Origin of the sequence: Flavobacterium branchiophilum FL-15 (assembly GCF_000253275.1) — a bacterium.
GTDB classification, from domain to species: Bacteria; Bacteroidota; Bacteroidia; order Flavobacteriales; family Flavobacteriaceae; genus Flavobacterium; species Flavobacterium branchiophilum.
Map to the genome: position 1 here is coordinate 2,173,396 of NC_016001.1, position 13,994 is coordinate 2,187,389.

Here is a 13,994-nt window from a genome sequence, read left to right on the forward strand (position 1 = left end):
GTTCAATTATTAAGCACACAGATAAACACAGATGTAAACAAACACGGATTAAATAAAAACAGATAAAAATCCGTGTTTACGAAGTATCCGTGTAATCCGTGTGCAATTATTAAGCAGACGAATAAACACAGATATAAACAAACACTGATTAAAAAAAAACAGATAAAAATCCGTGTTTACGAAGTATCCGTGTAATCCGTGTTCAATTATTAAGCACACAGATAAACACAGATGTAAACAAACACGGATTAAATAAAAACAGATAAAAATCCGTGTTTACGAAGTATCCGTGTAATCCGTGTTCAATTATAAAGCACACAGATAAAAAAACAAAGAAAGATAAAAAATAAGCATAAAAATATTGAGATAATGTATAAATAAATCAATAAATTATAGAAAAATTTCAAAAATGAAACTCAAAATAATTAAAGACGACATAACTAAAATAGCAGTAGATGCCATTGTTAATGCTGCCAACTCATCACTTTTGGGTGGTGGAGGTGTTGATGGTGCCATTCACAGTATTGGGGGAAAACAAATTCTGGAAGAATGTATCGTTATAAGAAACAAACAAGGTGGTTGCAATACAGGTGAAGCGGTGATAACTTCTGCTGGAAATTTACCTTCAAATTTTGTTATTCATACCGTTGGACCTGTTTGGAATGGCGATAAAGAAGAAAAGAAATTACTTTTGGAAAACTGTTATCGGAATGTTTTAGAATTGGCAGTTTCAAACAATATAAAAACGATTGCTTTTCCAAATATTAGTACTGGAATTTATCATTTTCCAAAAGATAAAGCAGCAGAAATTGCAATAAATACCGTTACTAATTTTATTCAAAAAGATAAAATTGAAGAAGTTATTTTTGTTTGTTTTGATGAGGAAAATTATGAAATATATGATAGTTTACTGAAAATAGTTCTTAAAAAGAAGAAATTAGTACATGCCGCTTTATTCGGATTAGCAGTTGGAGATGCCTTAGGCGTTCCTGTGGAGTTTAAAAGTCGAGAAAGTCTAAAAATGAATCCCGTTAAAGGTATGCAAGAGTTTGGTACACATAATCAACCCAAAGGAACGTGGAGCGACGATAGTTCATTGACGTTTTGTTTGGCGGAAAGTTTATGCAAAGGTTATACTATTGAATCCATAGCGAAGAATTTTTTGCAATGGTATAATTCCCAAATATGGACTCCACACGGTGAAATTTTTGATAATGGAATTGCAACTTCTATAGCAATGCATGCTCTGAATCAAGGTGTTGTTCCAACGCTTGCAGGAGGTAAAGATGAAAACAGTAACGGTAATGGCTCTTTAATGCGAATTTTACCATTGGTATTTTATAGTAAGGATTTTAGTATTGAACAACGATTTCAGATAATAAAAGAGGTTTCATCAATAACACACGCACACATTCGTTCTGTTTTAGCATGTTTTATGTATATTGAATTCGCTTTACAAATAATAAAAGGTAATGACAAATGGATTTCATTTAAAAATATGCAATTAGAAGTAGCTCATTTTTTAGATAACAATGCAATATGTTCTCAAGATGAATTTGATAAATTCCATAGAATTATGTATATTCATAGTAATCTAGATTATAAAATAATACCTATTCATGAATATTCAGAGGCTGAAATTAATTCTTCGGGATATGTTTTACATAGTTTAGAGGCGAGTATTTGGTGTATTTTAAATTCAAATTCGTATCAAGAAACGGTTTTGAAAGCAGTCAATTTAGGTGGCGATACCGACACAACGGCTGCTATAGCAGGTGGTTTAGCAGGTTTAATTTATGGTTATGATGCAATTCCAAAAGAATGGATTCATGTACTAGCTCGAAAAAACGATATTGAAAAATTATGTGATAAATTAAGTGAAAAATATGAAATACACTAAAGAAAACATCCATCCTGAAAATAAATTTTTGTTTTTTTGGGGACATCAACCTTCCAAAGATGGGACTTTAAGCAAAACGTGTTTTAGTCAATGGTGGGAAAGTCCGTTTGTAGTGGATGGCGTGGAATACAAAACCGCCGAACATTGGATGATGGCAAAAAAAGCAGCATTATTTGTAGATACTGCAACTTTAGAAAAAATTCTTGCTTGCAATTCACCAGCTGAAGCCAAAAAACTGGGTCGAGAAGTAACAAATTATGATGAACAAAGATGGTTAAATAATAGATTTCAAATTGTTAAAGAAGGCAATCTTCATAAATTCAGTCAAAATAAAAAACTAAAAGAATTCCTTTTGAATACCAAGGATAACATTCTTGTAGAAGCAAGTCCCGTAGATGCTATATGGGGAATTGGAATGGCTAGCGACCATAAAGATTGTACACATCCTGAAAGATGGAGAGGTCTCAATCTCTTAGGATTTGCATTAATGGAAGTTAGAGACGAGTTACATAATCCTTTTTAAAATTTAAAAAAATGAACGAAAAAGAAAACAAAAATACAAGTAAATTTTTAAGCCTTGTTTTACGACATGCTCCAGAAACAATAGATTTAGCTTTGGATGAAAATGGATGGGCAAACGTAGCAGAATTAATTGAAAAGTGCAATAAAAATCATAACAAAATAGATTTTGATAATTTGGTTACCATTGTTGAAACCAATGATAAAAAAAGATTTGCCTTCAATGAAGACCAAACAAAAATTAGAGCCAATCAAGGGCATTCTATCGAAGTGGATTTGAATTTAAAAGAAGTAACTCCTCCAGATATTTTATATCATGGAACGGTTGCCTCTGCATTATCAGAAATTAAAGAATTTGGTCTTAAAAAAATGAGCCGACAACACGTGCATCTAAGTAAAGATATTGAAACTGCTATAAAAGTTGGGGCAAGACGTGGAAAACCAATTATTTTAGAGATTGATTCTAAAAGGATGAAGGATGAAAATTTTATATTTTATGTATCCGAAAATGGCGTGTGGCTAACAGATGCTGTGCCTTCTCAATTTATAAAATTGTTGAACGAAAATTGAAACCATGAAACGAACACTAGTAATTGGCGACATTCACGGAGGGTTAAAAGGGTTGCAACAAGTAGTGCAAAAAGCAACTATAACTCCCGATGACACCTTAATTTTTCTCGGGGATTATGTAGATGGGTGGAGTGAATCTGCTCATGTGATTGACTATTTAATTGATTTAGAAAAAAAACAATCTTGTATTTTTATAAAAGGAAATCACGATGTTTGGTGTGAAGAGTGGTTAACATTTGAAAAACAGAATGATCTTTGGTTATTTCATGGAGGAAAATCTACTATAGAAAGTTATCAAAACTATTCATTAGAACAAATCAATAATCATTTGAATTTCTTTCGAAAAATGAAGGATTATTATATAGATTCTGAAAATAATTTGTTTATTCATGCCGGATTTTCTTCCATGCATGGGCCAAGTAAAGAACATTATTCTTCCAATTTTTCATGGGATAGAACATTGTGGGAAACTGCTGTGGCAATGGATAAACAGTTGAAAAAAAACAGCGAATTTTTTCCAAAAAGGTTGCTACTTTTTAAAGAAATCTATATTGGTCACACACCCACATTAATTTATAAAATAGAAACCCCTATGAATAAAGCTAATATTTGGAATGTTGATACAGGAGCAGCATTTACGGGTAAACTTTCAATTTTAGATATTCACTCAAAAGAATATTGGCAAAGCGACAACTTACCGTCATTGTATCCAAACGAGAAAGGTAGAAATTAATAATAATAAAAACCAACCAAACCCATGAACCCACTACTCCTAACAGACGGCTACAAAGTCGATCACCGCAGACAGTACCCAAACGGGACCACATTAGTATATTCCAACTGGACACCTCGAAAAAGCCGTATTGAGGGCGTTGATGAAGTGGTCTTTTTTGGCTTGCAATACTTCATCAAAAAATACATTTTGGAAGACTTTGAAACCCATTTTTTCAAGCAACCCAAAGAAAAAGTCGTTGCCCAATACGCCCGAAGAATAAATAACTACTTGGGCGAAAACCAAGTAGGAACCAAACACATCGAAGACTTGCACGATTTGGGCTATATTCCAATGGTTATCAAAGCTTTACCCGAAGGAGCTAGCGTGCCAACTCGTGTGCCTATGTTCACGATGTACAACACCTTGCCCGAGTTTTTTTGGCTCACCAACTATTTTGAAACCCTCGTTTCTGCCGTTATTTGGATGCCTTGCACCTCAGCGACTATTGCCAAACAATACCGCAAAGTGTTGGATCATTTTGCTGCCGAGACATCAAGTTTGCCCGAGTTTGTAAACTGGCAAGGACACGATTTTTCGATGCGTGGCATGGCAGGAATCGAGGCTGCAACTTGCTCTGCCATGGGGCATTTGTTGAGTTTTAATGGCACCGACACCATTCCTGCAATCGATTTGTTGGAGCAGTATTACAACGCCAATTCCGATGCCGAACTCATTGGTGGCTCCGTTGCCGCTACCGAACATAGCGTGATGTGCATGGGTACCATCGAAGACGAAATTGGTACGTTCAAACGACTGATAACCGAAGTGTATCCAAAGGGAATTGTGTCCATCGTTTCCGATACTTGGGACTTGTGGAAAGTGCTCACCGATTATTTGCCAAAACTCAAAAACGAAATCCTAAACCGTGAGGGCAAAGTAGTAATCAGACCCGATAGTGGCGACCCAGTTGATATCATTTGTGGCAATCCCAACGGAAAAAACAGCCACGAAATCAAAGGCGTTATCGAGTTGCTTTGGGACACTTTTGGCGGCACAACCAACAGCAAAGGCTACAAAGAATTGGACCCACACATTGGTGCTATTTATGGCGACAGCATCACTGTGGCTCGAGCAACACAAATTTGCGAACGTCTGCAACAAAAGGGGTTTGCCTCTACCAATGTTGTTTTGGGCATTGGTTCGTTTACCTACCAATACAACACCCGCGACACCTTTGGGTTTGCCATGAAAGCCACTTATGGCGAAGTAAACGGTGAGGGAAGAGCCATTTTCAAAGACCCCATCACCGACGATGGTACCAAAAAATCAGCCAAAGGATTGATGAAAATAGAGCGACAAAACAACACCTATATCCTAAAAGATGAAGTAAGTTGGGATGAAGAACAACAAGGCGAATTGAAAGAAGTTTTCAGAGATGGAAAACTGCTTCTTGATCAAAACTTTCAAGAAATCAGAGCGAGATTACAAGAAAAATAAGTATTTTTAGGAGCTATTTCCCGCTATCCATTACAAGTCCACCACAAAAAAAGGGGTGGTTCTAAGACAAAAAAAGAGCTTCTTAGGTCGCTTTTTTTTGTCAAGAACCACTCCCTTTTTTTTGCGGCGTCCTTTCCATTACTATCGGGGCTAGGGCATCGGTTTTAAAAATGAAATAAAAGTTTTATTAGAGGCAATTGCATATTAATACTTCAAATTTCAAAAAACAATATCAATTTTAATAAAAAATTAATTACAAATAATTAATTATTTACACATTATATATATATAATAGTCAAAAAAAACATTTTAATTGTAAAATTCAAATCAGTGCATCTGTGGAAAAAAAAAACATCCATGCAATTTTAGCAAAACAAATAAAACATCTGTGCATCTGTGGCCAAAAAAAAGTAAAACTTCCGTACAATTCTGAAAAAATATCAGTGCATCTGTGGCCAAAAAAAAGCAAAACTTCCGTACAATCCTGAAAAAAAATCAGTGCATCTGTGGCCAAAAAAAAGCAAAACTTCCGTACAATTCTGAAAAAAAATCAGTGCATTTGTGGCCAAGAAAAAGGCTGCTCAAAGTGGCAGCCTTTTTTATGTTATTATTTTTTTACAACTAATCTAAAACCCTCACCATGTATATTAAAAATTTCAACATTTGGATCTTGTTTTAAGTATTTACGTATTTTTGCAATATAAACATCCATACTTCGTGAAGTAAAATAATTGTCATCTCTCCATATTTTGGTCAATGCCAACTCCCTAGACAACAAATCGTCTTCATGCAAAATTAGCATTTTCAACAATTCGTTTTCTTTTGGCGAAAGCTTCACAGGATCTTGGCCTTTGAAAGATAAAAATCTTAATTTAGAATTCAAATTAAAATCACCAATTTGAAATTCAAATTTGGTATTTTCAGTTTTAGCATCTTGAGACTTGCGTTGCATGATGGCTTTAATTTTCATCAACAAAACTTCAGAATCAAATGGTTTGTTCAAATAATCATCTGCTCCAACTTTGTAACCTTTCAACACGTCTTCCTTCATAGATTTTGCAGTTAAAAATACAATAGGTACTTCCGTATTTTTTTCTCTAATTTCTTTGGCAAGGGTATAACCATCTTTATAAGGCATCATGACGTCCAGGATGCACAAATCAAAATTGTCTTTTTTGAATTTTTCAAAACCTTCCATTCCATTTTTGGCCAATACTACATCAAAATCGTTTAAGATTAAGTAATCTTTTAAAATAGCACCAAAATTCTGATCATCTTCTACTAATAGGATTTTTTTATTTACAGCTTCCATATATTAATTTATTAAGGGGATTTTTATAATAAAGGTAGTTCCACTACCCTTTTCACTTTCAACATAAATTTGACTATTATGGTCGTCAACTATTCTTTTTACATAAGCCAAGCCCAGTCCGTGTCCTTTTACATTATGAACATCGCCCGTGTGTTCTCTATAAAACTTTTCAAAAATACGTTTCTGAGTAGCTTTATTCATGCCTATTCCATTGTCTTTTATTTTGACAATTACAAAATCTTTAATGTTTTCTGTTGCAATATGAATAACGGGGTTTTCGACAGAATATTTTATGGCATTGTCTAAAATATTAACCATAACATTCGTAAAATGTACATCATTTAACAAAGCAACGTTGCGGGTTGATTTGAAATTTGTGATTATCTTCCCCCCCCTATCTTCTAATATCAAATGCACATGATCAATAGCATCTTCTATAATTCCCTGTATATCAAGTGGTTCTTTGTTTATTTCTAATTCTTTCTTTTCTAATTTTGATATTCGTAATACATTTTCAACTTGAGCATGCATCCTTTTATTTTCATCTCTAATCATTTGCAAATACCTCAAAATCGTATCTTTGTTATCTATCACTTTGGGGCTTTTAATTGCATCTAAAGCCAAATTGATGGTAGCAATTGGGGTTTTAAACTCATGCGTCATGTTATTAATAAAATCTGTTTTGATTTCAGATATTTGCCGTTGTTTTATTAATTGATTTAATGCACTTGAATAAGCAATAATTATAATGATCGTAAAAACAATTGACAATAATGTTATGGCCGCAAGTTCTGAAAACAAGTATTTTTTCTTGTTTGGAAAACTCAAAAACAATTTATATTTTTCGTTGCCATCGCTATCTACAAAAATAGGCATCGAAAATGTAGCATTTTCCTTAACTTTAAAATTTTCAGACTTGATGTCGGTCAATTTGGAATTTTCATATATCCCAAATTCAAAATGGGTTTTTACACCATTTTCTTGCAACTTCTGGGCTAAAATTTCTGTCAATTTGTCTTTTGAAATTCGTTCTTGTATAGGTAATACAGACGAAATATCTTTGTAGGCTATTTCAAATTGTAAGTTTTTTAACAAATCTAAACTCCCCGTTTTTTGAATGGTAACATCGGGAGTCAAATTTGTTTTAGTCAAAGAATTATCTAAAACACTGCCTGAATAGACTTCTGTTTTTCTTTTTGCTGAAAAATTCAACAATTGTAAACTGTCTTTCTTTAAATTAAATAAAGAGGGGTTCAAGTTGTAATTTTCGGATATTATGCTATTTGAATATACGATCGTTTCGTTTGTAACATTATTCTTTTGAACATAATAAAACTGCAGTAAATCTTTTTTTTCTGGTATTTTACCCGTGCTGTCCTTTAATTTTTCGTATTTATTTATAAAACTTTTAAGTTCTTTTTTATCTAAATCATGCGAAACATCTGCAATTACTTTTTGAATATGAAAATTAAATTGCTCATCATTATTTTCAAATGATGTTTTGAACCAATACAACTGTACAAGTATAATGCCAATTAAGGAAATACTCATCAAAAATACTAATAGTCTAAAAAAAAGTTTGTTCATCAATTGGAATTATAAATTGAAAATATTACTTGCAAAATTTGTGCCAAAATGTTTAATTTTAACAATAACAAATTTACAAATTTAACATTTACAAAAAATGATATTAACCAAAGATTAACAATTTGATTTATTTAAGTTGCTTGATAATATCTCTAACTTGTTGATTTAAGGTACTTAAGTCTGTATTTTCAATAATAAAATTGCTCTTTTCAATTCGTTGTTCGTCTGTCCATTGATTGTTTATTCGTTCTAAAACGGCCGCTCTAGTGGTTTGATCTCTTTGTATTACCCTTTGAATTCGAGTTTCGAGCGGACAAATTACCGTAATAATCAAATCACAATCTTTGTAACTGCCACTTTCAAACAAAATGGCTGCTTCTTTTATGATATAGCGTGCCGAAGGGTATTTGAGTAACCAATTTTGAAAATGAATTTGCAAGGCGGGATGAACAATTGCATTTAATAACGCTAATTGTGTTGGGTTTTTAAAAACTAAGGAAGCTAATTTGGCTCTATTCAATTGATTGTCTTCTATAACTTCGTTACCAAAAGTTTGGACTATTTGAGCTAATATTTCAGGTGATTTGGTCAATAATTTGGCCTGATCGTCAGCAATATATAATGGAAAGCCCATTGTTTCAAAAAGTTTGGCAACTGTCGATTTGCCACTGCCAATACCACCTGTTAGTCCAATTATTTTTGGTTTCATTATATTTTATAAAAAAGTTCAGGAAAAGCTTCTTCTGGTGTTTGTTTTTTAATATTTAATTTATAATATGATTTAATAAAACCATATCCGTAGCCAAAAAACTGCTTCCATGTTGCAATTACTGATAAATATCCAATAATTACACTTCTGTTTTGAATAGAAGAAACAATAAAAATTAAGACAAAATAAAAGAAATATAATTTTATAAAAATGTCTAACAAAAAGAACAATGCTATAATTGATAAATAAAATCCTATTACAAAAAAAGCAGGAACAAAATAAGTGATTTTACTATAGTTAGGATGCCATAAATTTAAAATTGGTCTTACTTTACCAAATTTTTTTACCTGAATATAAAATTTATCCCAATTAATTCTGCGTTTATGAAAAACGGCAGCCTCTGATATAAGTTTTGTTTTATAACCTAATTTCCAAAGTCTGATAGACAAATCTGGGTCTTCGCCTGGGTGTATATTTGAAAAACCTTTTGAAGCGATGAAGGCTTTTTTGGAAATACCCATATTAAAACTTCTGGGCTGAAAAGTATCAATTTTTTCAGATCCGCCTCTAATGCCACCTGTGGTTAAAAAAGAAGTCATTGAAAAATTTATCGCTTTTTGAATAGCCGTAAACGATTCGTGAGCAGTATCTGGACCTCCAAAACAATCTACATATTGGTTTTCTAAAGACGTAGCCACTGTTTGCAAATAATGGTTTGGAATGATACAATCTGAATCAAATATGATAAAATAGTCTCCTTTTGCAAGATTCATTCCAAAATTTCTTGAATCGCCAGGCCCCGAATTGTATTTTAAATAATATGCAATGTTCAATTTATCTTCAAATTGATGTACAACATTTTGACATGGAATCGTTGATCCATCTTCAATGATGACAATTTCAAATTCATTTTTGTACTGTTGATTAGCAAGACTTTCTAACAATTCTTGAATTTCATCGGGTCTGTTGTAAACAGGAATAATAATTGAAAAAAACATGTGCTTTATTTTTTAAACGGCAAATATACGAATTTTATAAAAAACAAAAGCCACTCTTGGAGTGGCTTTTGAAAATTTTAAAATTTAATTATTGTTTTAAAACCTTAATTGTTTTTGTTTGATTGTCTGACGTTACTTTAAGGATATATGATCCTGCACTTAAATGAGACATATCTACTTGTGATTGGGTCGTATTTGTATTTTTAGTTAATACTTCTTGACCTAATAAATTATAAATTGCAATGCGATCGATATTTTTGAAATATGAAATATTTAATACATCTTTTATTGGATTTGGATACACTACATATTTTTTAATGTCAAAAGTTTCATTAGCTAAATTGGCTGATATAGCAATGTCATCAACATATAAATTGTATTGGTTTGCAGCAGAATAGGCATTGAAACCAAAATAATAAACCCCCGTTGTTGTTGGTGTAAAAGTAACTGTATTTGTAGTAGCAGCACTTGTATTGATAGTTGGATGATTTGCTAAAGCAGTGGTCATTCCAGTAGCTGATGCAGTAGTTCCGTAAGCTATTTTAAGTTTTTCGATATAAGTTGTACTGTTATTTCCATATTTATACGAAATATCATAAGCAGTACCTCCTGTTAAATTGATACCCGCAGTAAAAAACCAAGCATTGGCAGCATTTGCACTATTATAAGCATATTTCAAAGTTCTATTGGTAAAACCGTTTCCAGGATTGTTTACTATTGTCCAATTGTTGCCTGTTCCTGCATTTTGTGTAGTTGTACAAACTGGTGTAGTTGTTCCTGTAGTACCTTCAAAATTCATTGTATATGGTGCTTCATAAGTATTACATGCCGCTGCAAACAAAGTAGTTTGAGACCAAGAAGACATTGTAGCAGTTGCACATACTGAGTTTACCCAAACATAATAATTAGTAGCAGCTGTAAGTCCTGTAAGATTTACCGTAGTTGTACCTGCGGCTATTGTTCCAGTTGGAGTTGTAGTAGCTGTTGGTGCAGTACTTGAAGTACTTAAATAATAAGTATAGCCGTTTGCTGGTGCATTTGCTGGTGCAGTCCAAGAAATAGTTGCTCCAGTTGTAGTGATATTGCTAACCATAATTGCTGTTGGTTCTGTACAAGCTGGAGTAGTATCTAGTTTAAAATCATCAAAAGCAACATACCATGGTGCTAAACTTGATTGGTTTACTCTTATTGCAAAGTAATAAGTTCCAGAAGTTGTAGGAACAAATGTTCTTTTCATTTTTACATAAGATTGAATAGCAGCTGTTGAAGCTCCTGCTGGCGAATAAGAAGCTCCCATTTGAGTTGCTGATGTAGCATCTATTTGAGTGTTATAAAACATATCTACATTCCAACCACTATAACCATCGCCTTGTACAAATGTACTAAAATCATAAGATGTTCCAGCTACTAAATCAAAACCTGGTGTCCAAATATATTCATTAGTTGCACTATAAGCGTCTCTCAAATAATTTGCACCTGAATTAGAAGTATTGTAAATAGTTTCATTTGAAGTGGCCCAATCACCATTTTGTTTTACCCAACAAGTTGGGAAATTAGTTGAACCTAAAGTTGTTAAACTATCAAAATTTTCTGTCCAAGGTAATGTCGTAATAGGATTACATCTAGTCTGGAAAGTATTTACTAAATTCCAAGATGATTTACTAGAAGTACTACATACAGAACGAACCCAAATAGAATAAACAGTGTTTGGTGTTAAAGCAGTTAAATTTGAAGTTGTTGTAGTTGTAGCACCTGTTGCAACAGTAGCACCTGTTGGGGCAGTTCCAGTGGTGTTGTAATAATATTCATATCCATTTGCTGGTGCTGTAACTGGTGCTGTCCAAGCAATAGTGGCGGTAGTATTTGAAATATTAGAAAACACTACTGCTGTTGGTGCAAAACAAGTAGCAATATTTCCAATGGCTATTAACTGTGGTTTTATGTTGAGCAAAGTTCCTGATGTAGTAGGACAAGCAGCTGTACCATCACTAATATAAGTATTTGAACTCGCATAACTAGTATTGGTAAAAGTTGTAACTACATTTGTAGTATAAGCTCCTGTAGTAGCCCCTTCGCAAATTTCGATAATAATGTTTGATGTACCGTCCCATGCAAATGGTGTTGTTAGGGTAAACATTACAGCTCCCGTGGCACTTGGAGTAAAATCTGTTGGACCATAAACTACACTTGTACCTGTTTCAAAGGTAGTTGTAAGTGCTGCTGTTGTAGTGCCTTTCATCGAAATAGTGTATCCCTCTTCTAAACCACTAGTACCAATAGAAGTAGCATTCCAACCAATGGCGGTAATATTTCCTGCTACAAAACCTGCTGCTGATAATTCTGCTGCAGTATAAAGGTATTGTGTACGTGAGTTTTTGAAATAATCTTGCAAAGGTGCAGGATTAGAACTTGTGGTGTTGGCACCATCATTTGTGCCAACTGTTAAAGTACCTGTTTGTGCAAAACCGATACAAAAAGTAAAGAATATTGCAAAAATTAGTGTAATTTTTTTCATAAATGTTTGTCTTTTAAAATTTTGTTAAAATTATACATTTTTATCAAAATCACAAAATTATGATGTAAAATTTAATTTTATTTTTTTTTAATGTTAAAAAATTAAAAGAAACACAATAAAACAAAAAAACATATACTTAAAAGTAGTACAAAATTTTTAAAACAATTTCAATTTTACTTATTTTAAAAAAAATGCACTCTATTTTTCTTAAAAAAAAAACAAACACCATGAATTGCCCCCGACAGTAGCGGCATCCTTTTGTTTTTTTTCTTTAAAAAAACAAAAGATATAGCGAATGGCGGGTACAAGCCATGGGTGAAAATGCCAAATGCTGGGGCCCAAATAAATGAGATGTTACAAAAAAAAGCCCCTTTGGAAGAGGCTTTTAGAATAAATTTATATCAATTTTAACTTTTGTTTCTTGCAAAACAAAAAAAAACATTATTTTGGTGTCATTTTACGATACATTGATACTTAATATATTAACGATTTCGTTGGTGTCTTTTTGATAGTCGATTTCTGGGAAACCAAAACCAAATAGTTGGTGAAAATCTGAGGTATATCCTGCTAAATCGCCTATTTCTGGTAGGTTTTCTGTGGTGGCTAATTCCCAAAGATGACTTACTTGTTCTTGTACATCGTTGCTCATTTCCCAATCATCGATTCTAATTCTACCGTTTTCATCTGTAGGAATTGGTTGATTATTATATAATCTTTCGGCATACAAACGTTGGATTTGCTCGATGCAACCTTCATGTAAACCTTTGGCTTTCATGGTTTTATACAGCAATGAAATGTATAATGGAATAACAGGAATGGCTGAGCTAGCTTGCGTTACAAGTGCTTTATTGACAGACACATAACCTTTTCCGTTGATGTCTTTTAGCTTTTCGGTAATTTCAAAAGCGGTTGCTTCTAAGTGGTCTTTGGCTTTACCAATGGTTCCTTTTCTGTAAACAGGTTCTGTTACAGCTGGTCCAATGTAAGAATAAGCAATAGTTGTAGCACCTGGAGCAAGTAAATCTTGAGCTTTAAGAGCATCTATCCACATGGCCCAATCTTCGCCACCCATTACGGCAATGGTGTTTTCTATATCGGCAGGTTCGCTAGGATTGATGCTTACGGATGTAATTTTTCCTGTATGAAAATCTACTGTTTTGTTGGTATAGGTGTTGCCAATTGGTTTGAGAACCGAGCGGTGGAGCACTCCGGTGTTTGGGTGCATACGAACAGGCGAAGCCAAGCTGTAAATGATTAAATCGATTTGTCCTAAATCTGCTTTAATCAAATTGATGGTTTGCTGTTTGATGTCGTTTGAAAAAGCGTCGCCATTGATACTTTTGGCATATAATCCTTCTTTTTGTGCTTCTTTTTCAAATGCAGCTGCATTGTACCAACCTGGCGAAGCCGTTTTGCCTTCGGAAGCTGGTTTTTCAAAAAACACGCCAATTGTGCTGGCATTGCAACCAAATGCACTTGTAATTCTGGAGGCCAAACCAAATCCTGTTGAAGCACCGATTACTAAAACTCTTTTGGCTCCTTGTATGTTGCCTTTAGATTTTACATAAGCTATTTGATTTTTTACGTTTTGTTCGCAACCGTCTGGATGGGCAGTCAAACAAATAAATCCTCTCATTCTTGGTTCGATTATCATATTTTTTTGATTTTAAAG

The 13,994-nt window shown here is 33.4% G+C and carries 11 protein-coding genes; 5 read left to right on the forward strand and 6 right to left on the reverse strand.

The genetic code is table 11. The features are described 5' to 3' along the window. Window positions 1-409: 409 nt before the first annotated feature. From FBFL15_RS09325 to FBFL15_RS09345, 5 genes are read left to right on the forward strand one after another with little or no spacing between them, the layout of a single operon-like run. A complete protein-coding gene (locus FBFL15_RS09325; RefSeq protein ID WP_014084360.1) occupies window positions 410-1,900 on the forward strand; it encodes an O-acetyl-ADP-ribose deacetylase in 1,491 nt (496 codons plus the stop codon). Further along, window positions 1,887-2,423 carry an NADAR family protein gene (locus tag FBFL15_RS09330; RefSeq protein ID WP_014084361.1) on the forward strand — a complete coding sequence of 179 codons (537 nt, stop codon included), beginning with the start codon at window positions 1,887-1,889 and terminating at the stop codon, window positions 2,421-2,423. Before FBFL15_RS09325 ends, FBFL15_RS09330 begins: the two co-directional genes overlap by 14 nt. 11 nt (window positions 2,424-2,434) lie before the next feature. After that, complete coding sequence (locus tag FBFL15_RS09335; RefSeq protein WP_014084362.1) at window positions 2,435-2,989, forward strand: RNA 2'-phosphotransferase; 555 nt, start codon at window positions 2,435-2,437, stop codon at window positions 2,987-2,989. Between the two features lie 4 nt (window positions 2,990-2,993). After that, window positions 2,994-3,722, forward strand: coding sequence for a metallophosphoesterase (locus FBFL15_RS09340; protein ID WP_014084363.1), 729 nt, complete (start codon window positions 2,994-2,996; stop codon window positions 3,720-3,722). A gap of 24 nt (window positions 3,723-3,746) precedes the next feature. Further along, window positions 3,747-5,201 (forward strand): nicotinate phosphoribosyltransferase, encoded by a 1,455-nt coding sequence (locus tag FBFL15_RS09345; protein ID WP_014084364.1) that lies wholly within the window; start codon window positions 3,747-3,749, stop codon window positions 5,199-5,201. 607 nt (window positions 5,202-5,808) lie between these two features. On the opposite strand, the gene FBFL15_RS09355 is transcribed toward FBFL15_RS09345, so the two are convergent. The 6 genes from FBFL15_RS09355 to fabV form a co-directional block, all read right to left on the reverse strand. After that, complete coding sequence (locus FBFL15_RS09355) at window positions 5,809-6,513, reverse strand: response regulator transcription factor (RefSeq protein WP_014084365.1); 705 nt, start codon at window positions 6,511-6,513, stop codon at window positions 5,809-5,811. A 3-nt stretch (window positions 6,514-6,516) separates the two neighbouring features. After that, a complete protein-coding gene (locus FBFL15_RS09360) occupies window positions 6,517-8,100 on the reverse strand; it encodes a sensor histidine kinase (RefSeq protein WP_014084366.1) in 1,584 nt (527 codons plus the stop codon). Window positions 8,101-8,227: 127 nt separating this feature from the next. After that, window positions 8,228-8,809, reverse strand: a complete 582-nt coding sequence (coaE, locus tag FBFL15_RS09365; RefSeq protein ID WP_014084367.1) for a dephospho-CoA kinase — start codon at window positions 8,807-8,809, stop codon at window positions 8,228-8,230. Beyond that, entirely contained in the window at window positions 8,809-9,807 is a 999-nt protein-coding gene (locus tag FBFL15_RS09370; protein WP_014084368.1) for a glycosyltransferase family 2 protein, read from the reverse strand. Before FBFL15_RS09370 ends, coaE begins: the two co-directional genes overlap by 1 nt. Before the next feature lie 88 nt (window positions 9,808-9,895). Beyond that, window positions 9,896-12,322, reverse strand: a complete 2,427-nt coding sequence (locus FBFL15_RS09375; RefSeq protein WP_014084369.1) for a T9SS type A sorting domain-containing protein — start codon at window positions 12,320-12,322, stop codon at window positions 9,896-9,898. A gap of 457 nt (window positions 12,323-12,779) precedes the next feature. Further along, window positions 12,780-13,976 carry an enoyl-ACP reductase FabV gene (gene fabV / locus FBFL15_RS09380; RefSeq protein ID WP_014084370.1) on the reverse strand — a complete coding sequence of 399 codons (1,197 nt, stop codon included), beginning with the start codon at window positions 13,974-13,976 and terminating at the stop codon, window positions 12,780-12,782. Window positions 13,977-13,994: the final 18 nt, after the last annotated feature.

Excerpts from the sequence above, each read along its gene's own strand:
- FBFL15_RS09325 (WP_014084360.1), top strand. The coding sequence starts at position 410 with ATGAAACTCAAAATAATTAAAGACGACATAACTAAAATAGCAGTAGAT.
- FBFL15_RS09330 (WP_014084361.1), top strand. The coding sequence starts at position 1,887 with ATGAAATACACTAAAGAAAACATCCATCCTGAAAATAAATTTTTGTTT.
- FBFL15_RS09335 (WP_014084362.1), top strand. The coding sequence starts at position 2,435 with ATGAACGAAAAAGAAAACAAAAATACAAGTAAATTTTTAAGCCTTGTT.
- FBFL15_RS09340 (WP_014084363.1), top strand. The coding sequence starts at position 2,994 with ATGAAACGAACACTAGTAATTGGCGACATTCACGGAGGGTTAAAAGGG.
- FBFL15_RS09345 (WP_014084364.1), top strand. The coding sequence starts at position 3,747 with ATGAACCCACTACTCCTAACAGACGGCTACAAAGTCGATCACCGCAGA.
- FBFL15_RS09355 (WP_014084365.1), bottom strand. The coding sequence starts at position 6,513 with ATGGAAGCTGTAAATAAAAAAATCCTATTAGTAGAAGATGATCAGAAT.
- FBFL15_RS09360 (WP_014084366.1), bottom strand. The coding sequence starts at position 8,100 with ATGAACAAACTTTTTTTTAGACTATTAGTATTTTTGATGAGTATTTCC.
- coaE (WP_014084367.1), bottom strand. The coding sequence starts at position 8,809 with ATGAAACCAAAAATAATTGGACTAACAGGTGGTATTGGCAGTGGCAAA.
- FBFL15_RS09370 (WP_014084368.1), bottom strand. The coding sequence starts at position 9,807 with ATGTTTTTTTCAATTATTATTCCTGTTTACAACAGACCCGATGAAATT.
- FBFL15_RS09375 (WP_014084369.1), bottom strand. The coding sequence starts at position 12,322 with ATGAAAAAAATTACACTAATTTTTGCAATATTCTTTACTTTTTGTATC.
- fabV (WP_014084370.1), bottom strand. The coding sequence starts at position 13,976 with ATGATAATCGAACCAAGAATGAGAGGATTTATTTGTTTGACTGCCCAT.